The 19,283-nt window shown below is 71.8% G+C and carries 23 protein-coding genes and 1 tRNA gene; 10 read left to right on the top strand and 14 right to left on the bottom strand.

The window, feature by feature from the left end; genetic code table 11:
- Positions 1 to 200 precede the first annotated feature (200 nt).
- Positions 201 to 491: a DUF3618 domain-containing protein gene (locus tag AC5YDV_RS09060; RefSeq protein ID WP_496182992.1), complete on the bottom strand. Its 291-nt coding sequence runs from the start codon at positions 489 to 491 to the stop codon at positions 201 to 203.
- A 68-nt stretch (positions 492 to 559) separates the two neighbouring features.
- Between AC5YDV_RS09060 and bcp the strand changes: the two genes are divergently transcribed.
- Genes bcp through AC5YDV_RS09045 form a run of 3 tightly spaced genes read left to right on the top strand, consistent with a single transcriptional unit; the run spans position 560 to position 2,720 of the window.
- On the top strand, positions 560 to 1,036 hold the full coding sequence (gene bcp / locus AC5YDV_RS09055) for a thioredoxin-dependent thiol peroxidase (RefSeq protein WP_496182991.1): 477 nt from the start codon (positions 560 to 562) through the stop codon (positions 1,034 to 1,036).
- A 51-nt stretch (positions 1,037 to 1,087) separates the two neighbouring features.
- Positions 1,088 to 1,690, top strand: coding sequence for a class I SAM-dependent methyltransferase (locus AC5YDV_RS09050; RefSeq protein WP_496182990.1), 603 nt, complete (start codon positions 1,088 to 1,090; stop codon positions 1,688 to 1,690).
- A 31-nt stretch (positions 1,691 to 1,721) separates the two neighbouring features.
- Entirely contained in the window at positions 1,722 to 2,720 is a 999-nt protein-coding gene (locus AC5YDV_RS09045; protein ID WP_496182989.1) for a DNA topoisomerase IB, read from the top strand.
- A gap of 26 nt (positions 2,721 to 2,746) precedes the next feature.
- Here the strand turns inward: AC5YDV_RS09045 and AC5YDV_RS09040 are convergent.
- A tRNA-Leu gene (locus AC5YDV_RS09040) sits at positions 2,747 to 2,827 on the bottom strand.
- Between the two features lie 137 nt (positions 2,828 to 2,964).
- On the opposite strand from AC5YDV_RS09040, the gene AC5YDV_RS09035 reads away from it, so the two are divergent.
- Entirely contained in the window at positions 2,965 to 4,104 is a 1,140-nt protein-coding gene (locus AC5YDV_RS09035) for a DUF3048 domain-containing protein (RefSeq protein ID WP_496182988.1), read from the top strand.
- Positions 4,105 to 4,156: 52 nt separating this feature from the next.
- On the opposite strand, the gene AC5YDV_RS09030 is transcribed toward AC5YDV_RS09035, so the two are convergent.
- Complete coding sequence (locus AC5YDV_RS09030) at positions 4,157 to 4,780, bottom strand: pentapeptide repeat-containing protein (protein ID WP_496182987.1); 624 nt, start codon at positions 4,778 to 4,780, stop codon at positions 4,157 to 4,159.
- Positions 4,781 to 4,821: 41 nt separating this feature from the next.
- Positions 4,822 to 6,240, bottom strand: a complete 1,419-nt coding sequence (locus AC5YDV_RS09025; protein WP_496182986.1) for a DNA polymerase IV — start codon at positions 6,238 to 6,240, stop codon at positions 4,822 to 4,824.
- Positions 6,241 to 6,337: 97 nt separating this feature from the next.
- On the opposite strand from AC5YDV_RS09025, the gene AC5YDV_RS09020 reads away from it, so the two are divergent.
- From AC5YDV_RS09020 to AC5YDV_RS09010, 3 genes are read left to right on the top strand one after another with little or no spacing between them, the layout of a single operon-like run.
- Positions 6,338 to 6,865, top strand: a complete 528-nt coding sequence (locus tag AC5YDV_RS09020) for a KwaA family protein (protein WP_496182985.1) — start codon at positions 6,338 to 6,340, stop codon at positions 6,863 to 6,865.
- On the top strand, positions 6,855 to 7,796 hold the full coding sequence (locus AC5YDV_RS09015; RefSeq protein ID WP_496182984.1) for a hypothetical protein: 942 nt from the start codon (positions 6,855 to 6,857) through the stop codon (positions 7,794 to 7,796). The genes AC5YDV_RS09020 and AC5YDV_RS09015 overlap by 11 nt, the downstream gene beginning before the upstream one ends.
- Positions 7,797 to 7,807: 11 nt before the next feature.
- Positions 7,808 to 8,329, top strand: a complete 522-nt coding sequence (locus tag AC5YDV_RS09010) for a mycothiol transferase (RefSeq protein ID WP_496182983.1) — start codon at positions 7,808 to 7,810, stop codon at positions 8,327 to 8,329.
- Here AC5YDV_RS09010 and AC5YDV_RS09005 read toward each other — a convergent pair.
- From AC5YDV_RS09005 to rph, 4 genes are read right to left on the bottom strand one after another with little or no spacing between them, the layout of a single operon-like run.
- Positions 8,323 to 8,820, bottom strand: coding sequence for a dihydrofolate reductase (locus tag AC5YDV_RS09005; protein WP_496182982.1), 498 nt, complete (start codon positions 8,818 to 8,820; stop codon positions 8,323 to 8,325). The genes AC5YDV_RS09010 and AC5YDV_RS09005 overlap by 7 nt on opposite strands.
- A 37-nt stretch (positions 8,821 to 8,857) precedes the next feature.
- On the bottom strand, positions 8,858 to 9,667 hold the full coding sequence (locus tag AC5YDV_RS09000; protein ID WP_496182981.1) for a thymidylate synthase: 810 nt from the start codon (positions 9,665 to 9,667) through the stop codon (positions 8,858 to 8,860).
- Positions 9,664 to 10,293, bottom strand: a complete 630-nt coding sequence (gene rdgB, locus AC5YDV_RS08995) for an RdgB/HAM1 family non-canonical purine NTP pyrophosphatase (protein ID WP_496183020.1) — start codon at positions 10,291 to 10,293, stop codon at positions 9,664 to 9,666. Before rdgB ends, AC5YDV_RS09000 begins: the two co-directional genes overlap by 4 nt.
- Positions 10,293 to 11,015: a ribonuclease PH gene (gene rph, locus AC5YDV_RS08990; protein ID WP_496182980.1), complete on the bottom strand. Its 723-nt coding sequence runs from the start codon at positions 11,013 to 11,015 to the stop codon at positions 10,293 to 10,295. Before rph ends, rdgB begins: the two co-directional genes overlap by 1 nt.
- 112 nt (positions 11,016 to 11,127) lie before the next feature.
- On the opposite strand from rph, the gene AC5YDV_RS08985 reads away from it, so the two are divergent.
- Positions 11,128 to 12,918 (top strand): SulP family inorganic anion transporter, encoded by a 1,791-nt coding sequence (locus AC5YDV_RS08985; RefSeq protein WP_496182979.1) that lies wholly within the window; start codon positions 11,128 to 11,130, stop codon positions 12,916 to 12,918.
- Here AC5YDV_RS08985 and murI read toward each other — a convergent pair.
- From murI to clpS, 6 genes are all read right to left on the bottom strand, one after another.
- Positions 12,900 to 13,709 (bottom strand): glutamate racemase, encoded by an 810-nt coding sequence (gene murI, locus AC5YDV_RS08980; protein WP_496182978.1) that lies wholly within the window; start codon positions 13,707 to 13,709, stop codon positions 12,900 to 12,902. The genes AC5YDV_RS08985 and murI overlap by 19 nt on opposite strands.
- 11 nt (positions 13,710 to 13,720) lie before the next feature.
- Positions 13,721 to 14,008, bottom strand: a complete 288-nt coding sequence (locus AC5YDV_RS08975) for a FeoC-like transcriptional regulator (protein WP_496182977.1) — start codon at positions 14,006 to 14,008, stop codon at positions 13,721 to 13,723.
- On the bottom strand, positions 14,005 to 16,029 hold the full coding sequence (feoB, locus tag AC5YDV_RS08970) for a ferrous iron transport protein B (protein ID WP_496182976.1): 2,025 nt from the start codon (positions 16,027 to 16,029) through the stop codon (positions 14,005 to 14,007). The genes AC5YDV_RS08975 and feoB overlap by 4 nt, the downstream gene beginning before the upstream one ends.
- The gene (locus AC5YDV_RS08965; protein ID WP_496182975.1) at positions 16,026 to 16,268 is read right to left on the bottom strand and encodes a FeoA family protein; all 243 of its coding nucleotides are present in this window, start codon (positions 16,266 to 16,268) and stop codon (positions 16,026 to 16,028) included. The genes feoB and AC5YDV_RS08965 overlap by 4 nt, the downstream gene beginning before the upstream one ends.
- Positions 16,269 to 16,353: 85 nt before the next feature.
- Positions 16,354 to 16,911 (bottom strand): DUF2017 family protein, encoded by a 558-nt coding sequence (locus tag AC5YDV_RS08960; RefSeq protein WP_496182974.1) that lies wholly within the window; start codon positions 16,909 to 16,911, stop codon positions 16,354 to 16,356.
- Positions 16,908 to 17,219 carry an ATP-dependent Clp protease adapter ClpS gene (clpS, locus tag AC5YDV_RS08955; protein WP_496182973.1) on the bottom strand — a complete coding sequence of 104 codons (312 nt, stop codon included), beginning with the start codon at positions 17,217 to 17,219 and terminating at the stop codon, positions 16,908 to 16,910. The genes AC5YDV_RS08960 and clpS overlap by 4 nt, the downstream gene beginning before the upstream one ends.
- A 71-nt stretch (positions 17,220 to 17,290) precedes the next feature.
- On the opposite strand from clpS, the gene AC5YDV_RS08950 reads away from it, so the two are divergent.
- Both AC5YDV_RS08950 and AC5YDV_RS08945 read left to right on the top strand, forming a co-directional pair.
- Positions 17,291 to 18,634: a nicotinate phosphoribosyltransferase gene (locus AC5YDV_RS08950; protein WP_496182972.1), complete on the top strand. Its 1,344-nt coding sequence runs from the start codon at positions 17,291 to 17,293 to the stop codon at positions 18,632 to 18,634.
- On the top strand, positions 18,634 to 19,224 hold the full coding sequence (locus tag AC5YDV_RS08945; protein ID WP_496182971.1) for an isochorismatase family protein: 591 nt from the start codon (positions 18,634 to 18,636) through the stop codon (positions 19,222 to 19,224). The genes AC5YDV_RS08950 and AC5YDV_RS08945 overlap by 1 nt, the downstream gene beginning before the upstream one ends.
- Positions 19,225 to 19,283: the final 59 nt, after the last annotated feature.

The raw sequence follows: 19,283 nt of genomic DNA, 5'->3' as shown, positions 1-19,283 counted from the left end.
GTGAGGACAAAGCTATGCCTCGGGAGACCACGTCCGGAAGGGGCAAGGGCCATCGTTACCAATGCTTGACTTTGTGATGACAAAAACTCTTCGGGCCGAAAGAAACCGCTTGTCAGACGCGGTTGACCGGGATTGTCACGGACTCTTGACCATGGGCCGGCCCCTTGACCAGGAGCTGTTCCTCAACCACAATGTGCGCCCTACCGGCGAGCGAGGCCACGCACCACCATGAGGAAGGCCACCGTCCCCACCGCTGCGACGGCCAGCGCCGCGATGCGGGCCACCCGGGGCGAGCCGTCGACTTCGACGAACTGGGCCTTCGCGGCTTCGAACTCGCCCGCGGCGAAGGCCTTGGCATCCTGCACCGTTCGGGCCGCCACTGCCTTGGGGTGGGCCTGCGTGATCAACCCCTCCACGTTGCTCGCCAACCGCTCGCGTGCCGCAGCGATCTCGGCCTGGATCTGCTCCTTGGAACGGGTTCCCTGTGCCACGTTCGGTCCTCTCTCAAGCGTCGCGGTCGGTGCCCTGCCCACCCTATGCCATTGGCTAGGCTGGCGGCATGGCCAGACTGAAGGTGGGCGACGCAGCCCCGAGCTTCTCCCTCCCGGACGCCGACGGCAAGACGGTCTCCCTCTCGGACTACGCCGGACGGCGCGTGATCGTCTACTTCTACCCGGCAGCCATGACGCCGGGGTGCACGACGCAGGCCGTCGACTTCACCGCCACGGCGGGCGAGTTCGGCCAGGCCGGCTTCGACGTGGTGGGCATCTCACCCGACACGCCCGCGAAGCTGGCGGCGTTCAGGACCAAGGAGGACCTCGACGTCACCCTGGTCGCGGACGAGGACCGCTCGGTGATGAACGCCTATGGCGCCTTCGGGAAGAAGATGCTCTACGGCAAGGAGTTGGAGGGAGTGATCCGCTCCACCTTCGTCGTCGACGTGGACGCCGAGGGCAACGGGACGATCTCGGTGGCCCAGTACAACGTCAAGGCGACCGGTCACGTCGCCAAGTTGCGGCGCGACCTCGGCATCTGAGGTCGCCGGCCGGCCGTGGCCCCTTGTTGCGCCGCGTGGCACCATCGGGGCATGTCGACAGCCGAGTCCTGGGACCGTGTCGCGAACCGCTACGACCGCGCGACCGCACCCTTGGAGCGGCCCTTCCTCGCAGCGAGCCGCGCGTGGGCCTGCACGCGGGCGACGGGGCGGACGCTGGAGGTGGGCATCGGTACGGGGGCGAACCTGCCCCACTACCCGGCCGTCCTGGACCTCACCGGTGTCGACCTCTCCCCCGCGATGCTCCAGCAGGCCCGCCAACGCGCCCGCGAACTGGGTGTCACGGCGGAGCTGCGGGAGGGGAACGCCGAGGCGCTCCCCTTCGCGGCGGCGTCGTTCGACACGGTCGTGTGCACCCTGGTCCTGTGCAGTGTCCCTTCGGTGGACGCCTCCCTGGCCGAGATGACCCGGGTGCTCAAACCCGGCGGCTCCCTCCTGCTGGTCGACCATGTCGTGTCGACAGCGCCCCCGCTGCGCTGGGGGCAGCGCGGCCTCGAGGCCGTCACCGGCAGGCACGGTGAGTACTGGACGCGGCGTCCCTACCTCCACCTGGCCCACGCGGGGCTGGTGCCCGTGGCGTCCGACCGCCTGCACTTCGGCGTGATCGAGCGGGTGCACGCCGAACTCCGCCGCTGACAAGCGCGGATGCGGTCGCTAGCATCGACCCATGGCCCGCCTTCGACGCGTCAGCCCCCGCATGCCCGGCCACACGCGCCGACGGCGTGGGAAGGGCTTCAGCTACACGGACGCCACGGGTGCGGCCCTGCCACCCGAGGAGGTCGAGCGTGTGAAGGCGCTCGCGATCCCACCGGCTTGGACCGACGTCTGGATCTGCCCGGTGCCGAACGGCCACCTGCAAGCCACCGGCACGGACGCCGCCGGGCGTCGCCAGTACCTCTACCACCCCCAGTGGCGGGCGAAGCGGGACCGTTCCAAGTTCGACCGCGTCGCGGAGGCCGCGGCCCTGCTCCCCGGAGTCCGGCGGCGCATCCAGTCCGACCTGTCGCTGGAGGGCATGCCACGTGAGCGCGCCTGCGCGACGGCGGTGCGCCTGCTGGACGTGGGCTACTTCCGCATCGGGAACGACGCCTACACGGACGCGAACGGGTCGTTCGGGCTGACGACGCTCGAGCGGCGGCACGTGCGACGACACAAGGACGCGCTGCTCTTCTCGTTCGTGGGAAAGTCCGGAGTGCCGCACTCCATCGCCGTCGACGACCCCGCCGCCATCGCCGCCCTGGACCTCATGCGGAGGCGACCCGACCCCAGTGCCCGTCTCCTGGCGTGGAGGGACGGCCGCACCTGGCGCGACCTCTCGTCGTCCGACGTGAACGCCTACCTCGCGGACCTGTTCGGGGGGGCCTTCACTGCCAAGGACTTCAGGACGTGGCACGCGAGCGTCCTCGCGGCCGAGTCGCTCGCCCTGACCGAGGAGGCGGGCGACACCCAGGCGTCCCGCAAGCGAGCGGTCAGGCAGGCCACGCTCGAGGTCGCCGGCTACCTGGGCAACACGCCCACCGTCGCCCGGTCGTCGTACATCGATCCCCGGGTCGTGGACGCCTACGAATCCGGCTCCACCATCGGGCAGGCGGCAACGAAGACGTACCGCAGCGCGTCCTCGCGCCAGGCCGGGCTGGAGAAGGCCGTTCTGGACCTGCTGGCCTGACGCCCTGCGCGCGGACACCCCCTGCGTGCCGGGGAAGGGAGTCGAACCCTCACACCTCGCGGTACTGGTACCTAAAACCAGCGTGTCTGCCATTCCACCACCCCGGCGCGAGGGCCATTCTAGGGCTCTCGGCCACGGGCCCTGCCCCCCGCGTGGCGACGCGCCGTCCCCGCAATCGCGTGCGAACACCCCCCGGCTCGGCGACAATGGGCGAAATCAGCACCCATCGACGCAAGGACGCCTCGTGCACCGCAGGACAGTACTCCTCCTCTTCGGCGCCGTCGGTGCGTCGCTCGCCGGGTGCACCCAGCCGACGGTGTCGGCGCCCTCTCCCACGCCGACCCCCACGCCCACGCCGACCCCCACGCCGATCCCCACCCCCGAGCCTCCCGCCCCTGCTCCGCCTCCCGCACCGCGCTGGCCCCTGACCGGGCGGCTCCTCGAGGACCCCTCCGCCGCCGCGCACGCCGCGATCGCCGTCAAGGTGCCCGACAATCGCAACGAACACCCGCAGGTCGGCCTGAACGCGGCGGACATCGTCTTCGTGCAACTGGAGGGCTATGCCGACGCCCGCGGGGAGAGCGCGACGCGACTGGTCCCGGTGTTCCACACGACGTTCCCCGACAAGGTGGCGCCCGTCCGATCGGTGCGCCCGGTCGACGTCCCCCTGCTGGCCCCCATGCGCGCGGTGGTCGGCAGCACCGGGCATTCGGAGTGGGTCGGCAACTATGCGGCCCAGTTCGGCGCGCAGGTCGACATCTCCCTGACCTACATGCGCGCCAAGGGGGACGGCGCCTACTCCATCGACCGCAGCAGGGTGCGGACCCTGAACGGGAAGACCTACTACGACCGTGCGGTCGTGTGCCATCCGGCGGTGCTGGCGCGTCTGGCGCGCGAGCCGTTCAGCGCCGGGCCGGCCCAGCCCTACCTTCCCTTCGCCGCGACGGACGCCGAGGTGTCCACCCTCGGAGCGGCTCCAGCGGTGACCATCCGGGTTCCGTGGAAGACGGCCGGCTCGTACACCATGGGGTACGACTGGGACGCGGCCGCCGGCGTCTACGCGCGCAGCGAGCCGTGGGGTCCCCACGTACTCGCCGACGGCCAGCGGGTCACCACCGACAACGTCCTCGTCATCCGCGCCGGCCAGCGCGTCGCCAAGTTGGCCCCGGGCAGCGGGACGCCCGACCCGATCCACGACATCATCGACGGATCCGGGACCTTCGTCTACGCCCATGGCGGCACACACGTGCGGGGGACGTGGTCCAAGGGCGCGGTGGAGGCGCCGTTCTCGTTCACCCTGGACGACGGGCGTCCGCTCGCCATGGCTCCGGGGCGCACGTTCGTCGAGTTGCCGGCGCTCGACGCCGACGTCCGCGTCGGCTAGCCGGCGGCGGGCCCTTGGGGCCAAGGAGGTCAGGCGGCCATCAGGAGCAGCATCACGCGTCCTCCACGACCCGGAACCCCAGCGCCTGGGCGAGCAGCGGTGCCCAGGCGGTCACCTGCTCCGGCGTGACCAGTGCCCCGCGCAGGGAGGTCAGGTTCACGAACCGCTCAATTTGGGCCCCCCGGAGGTCCAGGTGCTCGCTGCGCAGGTCGGCGGCCTCGAGGGTGCCCACGCGCGTCTCCTCGAAGCGCACCCGTGTCAGGCGTGACCCGGACACGTCGAGCTCCCCCACCCAGCAGTCCCGGAGCAGCAGGTCCTCCACCTCGGCGCCCCGCAGGGACAGCAGGTCGATCTTGCAGCCCGTCAGCATGACCGAACGCCAGCGGGCACCGTGCGCGTCCAGCACCCCGAGGCGACCCGACAGCTGGGAGTCCTGCCAGTCACCGCGCGGCCCCCGCAGCGACGTGAGGCGAACGTCGGTGAACAGGACCTCGCGGAGTCGGGCTCCCGTGAGGTCCACGTCGTCGGCCGTGACGGTGTCGAACACGACCTCGGTCAACTCGGCACCGGCCAGGTTCACCGGTGGCAGTGCGACGGACGCCACGCGCACCGCCTCGAGCAGCACGCCCGCCCCCAGGTCGTCCGCGTCGGCCGTGCCGAGGCCGGTGAGCTCCACGGGCGCAACCCGGGGTGTGCTGGGTGATCGGCGCCGGCGCATCATGTCTCCTCGTCGGTCATGGATCGGGCCCAGCCCGGTCCGGTGGGCGCGGATTCGGACACCGGCGAGCGCCGGTCGACCAGGTGCAACGCAGGGTCGTCCTCGCTGAGGGTCCGCACGGGACCGGGGCCCGTCTCGGCGGTCTCGAACCTCACGGTCACCCGCCCCAGTCCGGAACCCCACACCCAGCCGGCCCCGAACTCGTCGTGCACCACGTCGGCGCCGGGCAGGAAGCCCGGTCGCCAGCGCGGCCTGATCGACGGGTCGGCGTCCCGGGTCGGCGTCGGGTACGCGGACGCGGGCACGTCCGCGGCGGTGACCGACTGGACGACCGCACCCACGGCGTCCGGCTCGAACAGCTCCTCCTGGGCGGCCTCGGTGAAGTTGGCCACGCCCACCCCGAGCAGGCGGAACCCGGTCTCGATGGGGACGCCGTCCAGCAGCCCCCTCGCGATCCGGCCGATGACCTCGGGGCGGTCGGTGGCACCGTTCAGCGTCAGTGACCGGGACAGCGTCGTGAAGTCGGGCCGCTTCGCCTTGAGGGTCACCGTGCGGGCGAACAGCCCGCTGCGGGCCACGCGTTCGGCGACGATGCGTGCGTCACGCTCGATGATCGCGTCGAGGTCGGCGCGGTCGGAGATGTCGGTCTCGAACGTGTCCTCGACGGAGATCGACTTGGCCTCCCGCTCGGCCACCACGGGCCGGTCGTCCCGTGCGAACGCCAGCGCGTACACCCACTCCCCCGACGCCCGGCCGAGTTCGCGGACGACCTCGCCGTGGCTGAGCCGGCGGATGTCGGCGACGGTCTTCACGCCGAGCCGGGCGAGTCGCTCCATGGTCGCCGGCCCCACCCCGGGGATGACGCGCGCCGGCAGGTCGGCGATGGTGTCGGCCTCCGTGCCGGGCGCAACGACGCGGACGCCGTCGGGCTTCGCCAACTCGCTGGCCACCTTGGCCATGAACTTGCTCGACCCGATGCCCACCGAGGCCGTGAGCCCGCCGGTCCGTTCGCGCACGCGGACGCGCACCTGCTCGGCCAGGGCGTGCACGGCCTCCACCGAGAAGTCCGTCGTCGGCCCCGCGGCCAGGTCGACGAAGGCCTCGTCCAGGCTCAGCGGCTCCACCAGCGGCGAGAGTCCGTGCAGGATCCCCATGACGATCGCGGAGCTCTCCCGGTAGGCGACGAACCGCCCCGTGAGGAAGGCGGCGTGGGGGCACAGCCTGCGCGCCTCGTGGGTCGGCATCGCCGAGTGCACCCCGAACGTCCGCGCCTCGTAGGACGCGGTGGCCACGACCCCGCGCGGTCCGACACCGCCCACGATGACGGGCTTGCCCCGCAGTGAGGGCTTGTCACGCTGCTCGACCGCCGCGAAGAACGCGTCCAGGTCGAGGTGCAGGATGGAGGCTGCCGAGCGCACCCGCCCAGCCTAGGGGCCATCCCCCGGCCCATCGCCTGGTGACCTCGGTCCACGTGGGCGCCGCCGAATGTCGGACGGGGTCCCTAGACTCCCCCGCATGGGAGTGATCGTGCGACTCGGGCTGCTGCTCTCGGCGTTCGCGCCGGTGGTGGCCGCCGTTGCGCTGGCGCGCCTGCCCGACCTCGGGTGGTGGGCGTGGGTGATCGTCGGCGCCTGCGTGCTGGCGGTGCTCCTCCTCCTGGCCGTCATCGCCGCGCTCAGACGCCGGCAGGCCGAACCCCTCACCGCCAAGCAGGTGCGGCGCGCCGACGAGCGCGTCATCCAGTTCACCAGCTCCTACCTGGCCCCCCTCGTGATCGCCCTCCTGGTCACGGCACCCGGTCCGGCCCTGGCCGCCACGGGCTTCGTGCTCACGCTCCTGGCCCTGATCTACGTCCGGGCCGGCCTGTTCCACCTCAACCCCGTGCTCGCGGTCGGCTTCCGCCTCTACGAGGTCACCGCTACCAACAACACGGTCGTCCACCTGCTCACCCCCGCCCGCCACGTCGCCCAGGACGCGCGCCTCGAGTGCCACTTCCTGACCGATGACGTGGCCATCCAGCTCAGGAGTCCCCGTGCACGCTGAGGCCCGAGCCGCCCTCGAGGCGGCCCTCGCAGACCCCGACCGAGTCCTCACCAACCACGTGCTGCGGGGCGGCTCGCTGTCCGAGGCGGCCGTCCTCCGCTTCACGGTCGATGGGGCCTTCTCCGACCGGGTCACCGACGACGTGCTGTCGGCGGCGTCCGGGCTGACCGGACGCGAGTTCGTCGCGTACGACCCCAGCTACCAGACGAATGCGGCCCAGGTGCTGGTCGAGCCGCTGGCCGACATGCCCGAGTTCGCCGAGGTGGACGCGACGATCCGTGGCAACGACGTGCCCACCGACACCGGCGCCGACGACACCGCCGTCGTCGCCCTCGCGCACACGATCGGCCGGGGCGACGGCGCCGTCGTCGCCTACCGCCTGAAGGGGGCCGGCATCGCGGTCCGCCGCAAGCAGGTCACCCTGGTCCCCCGCGATGGCCACTACGTCGAGGTCGGCGGCGAGGTGCTGTTCTACGAGCCCCGCTTCGACGCCTACACCTGCGCGGGGTACGCCTTCTTCACCGCCGTGTCGTTGATCCAGACGAAGCTGCAGGCCGACACCAAGGCACGCACGCTGGCCCGGACGACGTTCGCGGCCGTCAGCCAGCGCGTCCGCATCGAAGGGCACGAGGAGTTGGCCAAGGCGGTGGAGGACGATCCCACCCTGCGGGCGAAGATGACCGCCGTGGCCCGCATCGTGGCGGCGGACGCCGACTACGCCGCCCACCTGACGACCGAGTCCCTGGTGGCGTTCGCCGAACAGCACGCCGACTACAACATCCCGGTGAAGGAGGTCGACGGCGAGAAGACGCTCGTCTTCGACCCCTCCCCTCAGCACCGGCACCAGATCCCCAAGCTGCTCGCCGACGACTACCTGCACAGCTTCCTGACCGGCCGCAACTATGAAGCGGGCTCCAAGCAGCCCATCTGAGGAGGAGATCCATGGACGCCACCGCACTGCTCATCGACGCCGCCCAGCGCCCCGTGCACGCGGCCCAGCAGGTGCTCGACGACATCACCGACGACACCCTGCACAGCATGCCGGGCGGGCGGTCCAACTCCATCGCCTGGCTGATCTGGCACGCGGCCCGCCAGCAGGACGTCCAGGTCGCCGCCCTCCGGGGCAGCGCCGAGGTCTGGGTGTCCGGCGACTGGGCGACCCGCACGGGCGTGGCCCGCGGGGCCGGCGACTTCGGCTTCGGCGACGGCCCCGGCGAGGTGTCGGCCCTGCGCGTGACGAGTGCCGGCGACCTGCTGGGCTACCTCGCCGCCGTGGTCGCCTCCGTCGAGGAGTACGCCCGGAGCCTGTCGGCGGACGACCTCGACGAGGTGATCGACACCGCCTGGACGCCGCACGTGACCCGCGGCGTCCGGTTGGTCAGCACGATCGACGACGCCGCCGTGCACGTCGGGCAGGCGGCGTACGCCCGCGGTGTGCTGGAGGGCTGGTCGATCGGTTACTGAGCCGCCGCGCGGCGGCGGTAGCCGACGAAGTCGAACGCACCGCGGGGCTCGCGGCGGTACTCCTCCCAGACGTCCGGGTCGATGTCGGGGAAGAGCACCGATCCCTCGGCGTCCGCGTGCACCTCGGTGAGGTCGAGTTCGTCCAGGTCGTCCCAGGCCTGGACGTACACCTGCCCCCCACCGGCGACGTAGACCGTGTCGTCGAGCGTTCGCGCCACGTCGAGCGCCTCGGCCACCGACGTCGCGGTGCGGGCGTCGGCCCGGCCGTCGCTCGGGAGCTCCACGGCGTGCGGCGAGTGCGTCACGACGATGGTCGTGCGCCCGGGCAGCCACCGTCCGATGGCGTCGTGCGTCGCCCGGCCCATGATCATGGGGTGGCCCGAGGTGACGCGCTTGTAGCGCGCCCAGTCCTCGGCGAACTCGAAGGGCTGCTTCTTGCCGTCTCCGATCACACCATTGGCGGCGACGATGGCGATGGCGACGACGGGCATGCGCGGATCCTACCGATCCTCGCGCGGGCGCGAGCCGTCAGACCGCGATCGGCGCCTTGATCGCCGGGTGCGGGTCGTAGTCGGTGAGCGTGATGTCGGCGAGTTCGAAGCGGTCGATCTCGGTGACGTCCGGGTTGAGCCGCAGCGTGGGCAGCGGCCGGGGTTCCCGGGTCAGCTGCAGGCGCGCCTGCTCGAGGTGGTTGCTGTAGAGGTGCGCGTCACCGAACGTGTGCACGAACTCACCCGGCTGCAGCCCGGTCACCTGCGCGACCATGTGGGTCAGCAGCGCGTAGCTGGCGATGTTGAACGGCACGCCCAGGAACGTGTCGGCGCTGCGCTGGTACATCTGGCACGACAGCCTGCCGTCGGCGACGTAGAACTGGAACATCATGTGGCACGGCGGCAGGGCCATGGCGTCCACCTCGGCCGGGTTCCAGGCGACAACGACGTGCCGCCGGGAGTCCGGTGAGTCCTTGATCTGCTGGACGACCTGGGCCAACTGGTCGATGTGCCGACCGTCGGGGGCGGGCCACGCGCGCCACTGGGCGCCGTACACCGGGCCGAGGTCGCCGTTCTCGTCGGCCCACTCGTCCCAGATCGTGATGTCGTTCTCGTGCAGCCAGGCGATGTTGGTGTCGCCGCGCAGGAACCACAGCAGCTCGCCGAAGATCGAGCGGGTGTGCAGCTTCTTCGTGGTCAGCAGCGGGAACCCCTCGGCGAGGTCGAACCGCATCTGGTGGCCGAACACGCTGAGCGTGCCGGTGCCCGTCCGGTCGGACTTCCGCGCCCCCTCATCGAGGATGCGTCGCAGCAACGCGAGATACTGCTCGTCGGCGTGGTTGGTCACTTCTCCTCCTCGGTGGGGCGCGCGGCCTCGTTCAGGCGCTCGATGTGCGCGACCATCGCCCGGACGGCCTTGCCGCGGTGGCTGATCGCATCCTTCTCCTCCGGCGTGAGCTGCGCGTTGGTGACGTGGTTCCCGTCGGCGATGAAGATCGGGTCGTAGCCGAACCCGTTCTCCCCGACCTCCTCGAACGCCAGGCGTCCCTCCAGCGTCTCGCGGAGCACGTGCTCGGTGCCGTCGGGCAGGACCAGCGCCACGGCGCACACGAAGCGGGCGGTGCGGTGGGGGTCCGGGACGTCGTCGACCTGCGCGAGCACGAGGCGGCGGTTCGCCTCGTCGGACGCCTTGGCCCCCGCCCAGCGAGCGGTGCGGACCCCGGGCATCCGGTTGAGGACGTCGACCTCCAGGCCGGAGTCGTCGGCCAGCGCCGGCAACCCCGTCGCGGACGCCGCGGCGCGGGCCTTGACCAGGGCGTTGCCCTCGAAGGACGCCTCGGTCTCGGCCGGCTCGGGGAACGACCCGACGTCGTCCAGGCCGATGACTTCCAGGCCCGTGCCGTTCGCCCCCGCGATGCGCCGGAGCTCGGCCAGCTTCTTGGGGTTGTGGGTCGCCAGGACCACGCGGCCGATCACGAGGCCAGGGCCTCCGCCTGCAGGCGGGTCAGCTCGGCGCACCCGAGCGCCCCCAGGTCGAGCAGCCGGTCGAGGACGTCGCGGTCGAACGGCTCCCCCTCGGCGGTGCCCTGCACCTCGATCAGCTTGCCGTCCCCCGTCATCACGATGTTCATGTCGACCTCGGCCGTGCTGTCCTCCTCGTAGGGGAGGTCGAGCACGGGCTGCCCGTCGACCACCCCCACCGAGATGGCGGCGACCGAGCCCTTGAGCGGTTCACCCTTCAGCGCGCCCCTCGCCCGCAGGTGGGCCACGGCGTCCGCCAGTGCGAGGTAGGCGCCGGTGATGGACGCCGTGCGCGTCCCCCCGTCCGCCTGCAGGACGTCGCAGTCGATGACGATGGTGTTCTCACCGAGCGCCTCGTAGTCGATGACGGCGCGGAGGGCGCGGCCGATCAGGCGCGAGATCTCATGGGTGCGGCCGCCGACCCTTCCCTTGCGGGACTCGCGGTCGGAGCGGGTGTGGGTCGAGCGCGGCAACATCTCGTACTCGGCAGTGACCCAGCCCCGGCCCTGCCCCTTCATCCAGCGCGGGACGCCCTCGGTCACCGACGCCGCCACCAGCACCCGGGTCCTCCCGAACTCGACCAGCACCGAGCCCTCGGCGTGGTCGAGCCAGTGGCGCGTGAAGCGCACGGCACGGAGCTGGTCGGGGGCACGTCCATCGAAGCGTTCGGTCACGCCGGCAACCCTACCGGCGACCGGCGAGGGAGCCGGACGACGCCCCCGGTTGCAGGCTGCGTTGGGCCGTCCGGGGCCCCGGGCGTATCGTGCCCTCGACAGGGGGACGATCGTGGACAAGGACTACCGGATCCAACCGCCGCAGGCGACGGTGCGCGAGAACTTCCAGGAGGCCCTGGGGACGGCCGGCGAGAAGCTGGTCGACCTCAAGGGGCTGTGGCCGAGGCCGTCCGACTACGCGGAACTGCCCCGCTCGTGGCGCAAGGACCTGCTCGCCGGCATCACCGTCGGCGTCGTGGCGCTGCCGTTGGCGCTCGGCTTCGGCGTGGCATCCGGCGCGGGCGCGGCGGCCGGCTTGGCGACCGCGATCATCGCGGGCCTCGTCGCCGCCATCTTCGGCGGCAGCCACCTGCAGGTCTCCGGGCCCACCGGCGCCATGACCGTGGTGCTGCTGCCCGTGATCAGCACCTTCGGTCTGGGCGCCATCCCGACGCTGGCGCTCATGGGGGGCGTGATCGTCGTCGCCATGGCGGTCACCGGACTGGGCAGGTCGGTCGACCTGTTGCCCCACTCGGTGATCGAGGGCTTCACCATGGGCATCGGCGTGATCATCGCCCTCCAACAGCTGCCCCTCCTGCTCGGCACCCCGGCCGCCCACGCGGAGTCCTCCGTCGTGGCCGCCTGGCTGACCGCCATGGCCACCGACTGGTCCACCGCGTGGCGTCCGCTGGTCGTGGCCGCGCTCGTCGTGGTCATCCACCTCGTCGGACGCAAGCTCGCACCCCACCTGCCCATGTCCCTGATCGCCATCGTCATCGCCACCGTGGCCGTGGAATTGACCGGATTCGACGTGGCCCGCATCGGCGTCCTGCCCTCGACCCTGCCCGCCCCGTCGCTGCCCCCGATCGACCTGGACACCGTCCGGGCGCTCGCCGCACCCGCCGTCGCCGTGGCCGCCCTCGCCGCCCTGGAGTCGCTGCTGAGCGCCCGCGTCGCCGACGGTATGGTGCCCGACCTGACCCGCACCAACCCCAACCGCGAACTCATGGGCCAAGGCCTGGCCAACATCGCCAGCGGCCTGTTCGGCGGGCTCCCCGCCACGGGCGCGATCGCGCGGACCGCCGTCAACGTCCGCACCGGCGCGCGGACGCGTGTGGCGTCCCTCTCGCACGCCGTCGTCCTGCTCGTCATCATGCTGGCGCTCGGCCGACTCGTCGCACGGATCCCGATGGCCGCCCTGGGCGGGGTCCTGGTCATGGTGGCGTCCAACATGGTGAGCTGGCGGACGTTCCGCACGATCGCGAGGACCACGCGCGCCGACCGCAACACCTTCCTGATCACCTTCGTCGCCACCGTGGCCCTGGACCTCGTGGCCGCCGTGCTGCTGGGCGTCGCGATGGCCGCGATCATGAGCCTCCGCCACATGGCCGCGTACACGGTCGTCCGCCGCCAGTACCTGCCGGCCGACACGCGCGAGGGCATCATCGACCTCACGCCCGAGCAGGAACACCTGCGCGACAGCATCGCGATCTTCCGTGTGGACGGCGCCCTGTTCTACGGGAACGCCCACCGCTTCGCCGACGAGGTCAGCACCGTGGAGGACGTCGACGCGGTCATCCTCCGCTTCCACCGCATGAACGTGCTGGACGCCTCGGGCGCGGAAGCACTGAAGGACATCATGCGGGTGCTGAGGCGGCGCCGCATCCCCGCCATCGTGCAGGGGATGACGAAGGCACAGATCCGGACGACGCTGGTCACGGGTGCCGTGCGCGAGGACCAGCACGTGTGGCAACTGTCCGAGGCGCTGGAGCGCGCCATCGCGATCGCCGAGCCTGGTCTGGAGGGCGCCGCGCCCGAGGTCACCCCCAAGCAGGGACCCGGGACTCAGCCGCCGACCGTGTAGACCTGCTCCACGCTGTCGACGAAGCCGTTCATGAGGCGGCGTCCGATGCCCTCGAACTTCTCCGGGCTGCCCGTGGTCAGGAACCGGCGCGTGGCCCGGCGGGGCTCCGCGTGCACGAGGTCGAGGTCGGTGAGGGTCTGATACGTCTCCCGAGCGCACTCGTCGGCGCTGGAGACCAGCGTCACGCCGTCGCCCAGCACGTAGGAGATCAGGCCCGCCAGCAGCGGGTAGTGCGTGCAACCGAGGATGAGCGTGTCGACGTCCGCGAGTTGCAGCGGCGCCAGGTACTGGCGGGTCAGGTCGAGGAGTTCCGAGCCGCCGGTGATCCCCCGCTCGACGTAGTCGACGAACAGCGGGCAGGGTGCCGTGTGCAGGTCGACGTCCGGCACCGCCGTCAGTGCGTCGTCATAGCTCAACGCGTTGGCGGTGGCGACGGTGCAGATGACCCCCACGCGGCCGTTGCGGGTGGCCCGCACCGCACGCCGCGCCGCCGGCAGGATCACGTCGACGACCGGGACGTCATAGCGCTCCCGCGCGTCGCGCAGCACCGCGGACGAAGCCGAGTTGCAGGCGATCACCAGGGCCTTGACCCCCATGCCGTAGAGGTGGTCGAGGCACTCGAGCGCGTACTCGCGTACCTCGGGGATGCTCTTGGGCCCGTAGGGGGCCCGTGCGGTGTCACCGAGGTAGACGATGTCCTCGTTCGGCAACTGGTCCCACACGGCGCGGGCGACCGTCAGGCCGCCGAAGCCGGAGTCGAAGATACCGATCGGTGCGTCCGCGTTCCCCACGACCGGTCAGCCTACCGCCGCAGCGACAGCGCGACGAGGACGGGACCACGGCGTCCGGCGCCGGGGGCGTCGGCGCCGCACCCGGGCGTCCCGTCTGCGGACGCCGAGGCGCACGCCCCGCACCCGGACGAGGGACAGCCCATGGCCAGCTCCTTGGCCTGCAGCCGACCCAGCCGGACGAGGTGGTCGACGGCCGCCTGGACGACGTCGGGGGCCAGGCCGGTGCGCCGCCCCACCTCGGCCAGCGAGGACGCACCACCCTCGAACGCGGACAGCACCGAGGACAGCGGCCCGCTCACCAGAACAGGCTCCCGACCTGGAAGATGAGCACCGCACCCAGCCAGGCGACCGTGAGGCCCTGCAGGACGCCGAAGGCGGTCCACCGCCAGCCGACCTCGCGCTTCTGGGCGGCGAGCGTGGCGACGCAGGGGGTGTACGACATCAGGAACCACAGGAACGCCCACACGGCAGGGAGCGGGTGTCCGCCCGAGGATTCCTCGAACGCGGCGCGCACCTGCTGGCCGAAGTCGCCCAGGTCGTCCGCACCCTCGGCGGGCTCGTCGACGGCGTAGGTCTGCGCCCAGGAGCTGATGACGGCCTCCTTGGCCACGAAGCCGACCACGAGCGCCGAGGCGGTCTCCCACTGCCCGAAGCCCGCGGGCTCGAACACCGGGGCGATGGCCTGCGCGGCCCTGCCGTAGGCCGACTCCCGGACCGGTGCCTCACCGAAGCCGTACCCCGGCGTGGCCGGAACGGACTGCAGGAACCAGACGGCGCAGATCGTCACGACGATGATGCCGGACGCCGTGCGCAGGAACCCCTGCAAGCGGGTCCAGGCGACGGCGACGGTCAGCCGGGCCGTCGGGACCTGGTAGGGCGGCAGGTCCAGGACCAAGGGCTCCGAGCCCATCGTCCGCCACAGGGTCGCGCGCAGCGCCAGGCCGACGCCGATGACGGCGACGATCGAGGCCAGGTACATGACGAACACGACGGTTCCGGCGGCCCGCCCGAAGAACAGGGTCCCGAGCATCACGTAGACGGTCAGTCGCGCGGTGCAGGAGGTGAACGGGACGAGCAGCGAGACGAGGATCCGCTGGCGCGCATTGCCGAGGATGCGGGTCGCCGCGATCGCCGGGACGTTGCAGCCGAAGCCCACCACCAGCGGCAGGAAGGCCTTGCCGGGGAGGCCGATGCGGCGCATGAGCCGGTCGGTGACCACAGCGGCGCGGGCCATGTACCCGGAGTCCTCCAGCAGCGCCAGCAGGACGAACATGAGCGCCATCAGCGGCACGAACGTCAACAGCATCCCGACACCGGCGATGACCCCGTCGACGAGCAGGCCCTCGACCCAGCTCCCGCCCAGCCCCAGCGCGGCGAGCAGGCCGCGCGCGCCCTCGGAGACGGGTCCGGAGAAGAGGCCGTCGAGGGCGTCCTGCAGCGGGGCCGCCACGGAGGTCGTGACCTGGAACACCACCCACATCACGGCCAGGAACAGCGCCGGCCCGGCGATCGGGTGTGTCGCGACGCGGTCGATCCGGTCCGACGCGCTGACGCGCTCGCGGGCGGACACCGTGGTGGCCCGCGCGGCCGCCGCCTGGACCCACGCGAAGCGCTCGTCGTCGCGGGCGAGGTCGTCGGACGCCGCGGCAACCGGACGGGACGCGGGGAGCGGACGCGCGAGCGCCTCACGGACGGCCCGGGTCAGGTCGACCAGACCTTCCCTGCGACGCGGGTCGACGGCCACGACGGGGCACCCCAGGTCGCCGGCCAACGCCTTCGCGTCGACCTCGCTGCCGGCCTTGCGCGCCATGTCGTTCATCGTGAGCGCAACCACCACGCGGTGGGTGGTCTCGCGCAACTGGGCGACCATGTACAGCGAGCGGGCCAGGTGCCCGGCGTCCACGACGACGACCACGGCGTCCGGGCGCTCACCGGCCGGCGCGTCGACCAACAGCGTGCGGGTGAGCGCCTCGTCCGGGCTGAGCGGGTCGAGGCTGTAGGCGCCCGGCAGGTCGACCAGGGTGAACTCGCTGACGCTGTTGGCGGCGCAGTCGTCCGAGCAGGACCCACAGGCACACACCTTGCCGTCGGGCTTGAAGCGCCAGACGCCGCGACCGACGTCGACGGTGGTGCCGGGCCAGTTGCCGGTGGTGGCCCGGAGCCCGGTGAGGGCGTTGAAGAGCGTGGACTTGCCGACGTTCGGGGCACCGGCCAGGGCCACGATCGGAGCCCCGGCGCCGGCCCCCTCCCCCACGGGACCGTGGCAGGCGGCGCGGACGGTCGGCAGCTTGGCTGCGCTGATCAGCTCGGGTGCGGTCACCCGAGCGCCTTGGCGCTGAGCCCCGCCAGGACGGCCCCGTCCACGGCGATGCGGCCGCCGCCGACCGACACGATGCGCCCCCCGCCGGCCAGCGCCTGCACCAGGCTGACCCGGACGCCGCGACGCATCCCGAGGGAGGCCAGTCGCCGGGCGACACCGGCGTCGGGGTGGGTGGCGGTCAGCAGGAGCGGGGCACCCAGAGGTGCCCGGTCCAGCGTGGTCGAGGCGGCAGTGGTCACGATGAGTAAGGGTAGCCTTACTTTGTTACGACGTCCAGTAGTAGCACGTGGTTGCGGGCACTCCACCGCGCAGCCGAAGGCGGCTTCACGCGTGGGCGGCCTCGACCAGGCTCTCCAACACGTGCCCGAGGAAGTCGTACAGGGCGACCACCTGGGTGCGCGGGTCTCGCGCGGACAGGCGCTCGAGCGCGTGGTGGTCGGACTCAGCCTCGATCCCCAACCGGACGGCCAGGCTGAGGCGGACCCCGTTGATCGTCTTCAGCCACGCGTCCACCTCGGCGTCCGGCACGACCACCGGTTCCGCCCCGTCGTGAGTCGCGGCCAGCGCGTCCAGCACGACGGTGGAGTCGGCCACGCGGGCCTGCTGAAGCGCCGCCTCGGAGAAGCGACGGTGTTCGGCCTCCGCCGCCGCGTCGGAGTAGGCGGCGGGGAACAGGCGGGCGATGACGGGGTCCGAGCGATCCATGTCGGCCACCCCACCCATCTCACGGGCCCACCGGGCGAAGGGGTCCGTCGGGGTCTCCGCGGACGGGCCTCCCCCGATCAACTCCACCACCTGCGAGACGAGGGAGGCCATCAGGACCACCTCGACGTCGTCGAACCAGGCGACCAGGCCGTCGCCCTGACGCTCGAACTCGATCACCGATCACGCTCCAACGTGGCCCACAGCCCGTACCCGTGCATCGCGTTGACGTGCTGTTCCATCTCCTCGCGGGGGCCGGACGCGACCACGGCCCTGCCCTCGGTGTGGACCTGCATCATCAGGCGGGTGGCCTTGTCGCGGTCGTACTTGAAGTACGTGACGAAGACGTGGGTCACGTAGCTCATCAGGTTCACCGGGTCGTCCCACACGATCGTGACCCAGGGCGTCAGCGCCAGGGCGTCCTCAGCCGGTCGCTCGGCCACGGCGGTGCCGGGGGCCGGCCGGATCGGCACGACGGGCGTTGACATGGCGTCCATTGTGTCACGCGCCCCCGCGGCCCTCCGAGAATCCGGAGGCCGCCCCTCGCTACGCTGACCCCATGCTGGATACCACGGCCCTGCTGACCGACCACTACGAGCTGACCATGGTGCAGGCCGCCATGGGGTCGGGCACGGCTTTCCGCCGGTCGGTGTTCGAACTCTTCCCACGCCGCCTCCCCGAGGGCCGCCGCTACGGGGTCGTCGCCGGGACCGGCCGAGCCCTGGACGCCATCGAGCGCTTCCGCTTCGACGACGAGACGGTGACCTTCCTGCGCGACAACGGCATCGTCGACGACAGGCTGGCCCAGTGGCTGGCGGAGTACCGCTTCACCGGCACCATCTGGGGCTACCCCGACGGGGAGATCTACTTCCCGGGCTCGCCGATCATGGTCGTCGAGGGCACCTTCGCCGAGGCGGTCATGCTCGAAACCCTCCTGCTGAGCATCTACAACTACGACTCCGCCGTGGCGTCCGCCGCCTCCCGGATGACCGCCATGGCCGGTGACCGGCCCTGCATCGAGATGGGCTCGCGCCGCGCCAACGAGTGGTCGGCGGTGGTCGCGGCGCGGTCGGCCTACATCGCGGGCTTCGCCTCCACGTCCAACCTCGAGGCCGGCCGGACCTACGGCGTCCCCACCGCCGGGACGGCCGCGCACAGCTTCACCCTGCTGCACGACACGGAGGAGGACGCCTTCCGCGCCCAGCTCGCGGCCCTCGGCGCGCGGACCACCCTGCTGGTCGACACCTACGACGTGGCCGAGGCCGTCACCAAGGGCGTCGAGCTGACCAACGGACGCCTCGGTGCGGTCCGCCTCGACTCGGGCGACCTGCTCACCCAGGCCGTGGACGTGCGCAAGCTGCTCGATTCACTGGGGGCGGTGAACACCCGCATCATCGTGACGTCGGACCTGGACGAGTTCCAGATCGCCGCCCTGCGGTCGGCCCCGGTCAACGGGTACGGCGTCGGCACCAACCTCGTCACCGGGTCGGGCGCGCCGACGTCCGGCTTCGTCTACAAGCTGGTGGCGCGCGCCGACTCCGAGGACCCGCATGCCGAGGTGGTCCCCGTGGCCAAGAAGTCCGTCAACAAGGCCTCGATCGGCGGCCGCAAGTTCGCGCTGCGCCGGCTGGACGCCAACGGCATCGCCGAGGCGGAGGTCATCGGCGTCGGCGCACCGCCCCAGAGCGACACCAACGACCGGCCCCTGCTGGTCGAACTCGTGCGGGGCGGGGAGGTCGTCGGGCGCGAGCCGTTGTCGGCCGCCCGCGAGCGTCACCTGCGCGTGCGCGGCGAGCTGCCGAGTTCCGCGTTCAAGATGAGCAAGGGGTATCCCGCCATCGTCACGATCATGCTGGACGCCGAGGGCGACCAGACGTTCAATCCCTACGCACCGGAGGAATGATGACCACGCCACGCCCGGCCGCCCGGGCCCTCATCGTCGTCGACGTCCAGAACGACTTCTGCGAGGGCGGCTCCCTCGCCGTAGCCGGAGGGGCCGCGGTGGCGGCGTCCATCCGCGAGGTGCTGGAGGGCGATCACGGCTACGCCCTCGTCGTGGCGACCCGCGACCACCACATCGACCCGGGGGCGCACTTCTCGGACGCCCCCGACTTCATCGAGTCCTGGCCGCCCCACTGCGTCGCCGGGACGCCGGGTGCCGACTTCCACCCGAACCTGGGTACGCCGGCTTTCGACGGAATCTTCGACAAGGGCGAGTTCTCGGCGGCCTACTCAGGGTTCGAGGGTCGGGACCACAGCCAGGGGCTCGACCTGGCCACGTTCCTCCGCAGCCGGGGCGTATCCGAGGTCGACGTCTGCGGGATCGCCACCGACCACTGCGTGAACGCCACCGCGCGGGACGCCAAGGCGGCCGGCTTCGACACCACCGTCCTGGTCGACCTCACCGCGGCCGTGACCCCGGCGTCGGTTCCCGACCTCACCGAGGCCTGGGAGGACGCGGGCATCTGGGTGAGCGACACCACACGGGCCTGACCTTCCCGAGGTCCGCTCGCCCGCGTCCGACCCCACCACCCGCACCGTCGGGGAGTGGG

Source organism: Propioniciclava sp. LT432, from assembly GCF_059515965.1.
Note: the sequence above shows the minus strand (reverse complement) of the source record. Positions and strands in the feature narration are given on the sequence as shown.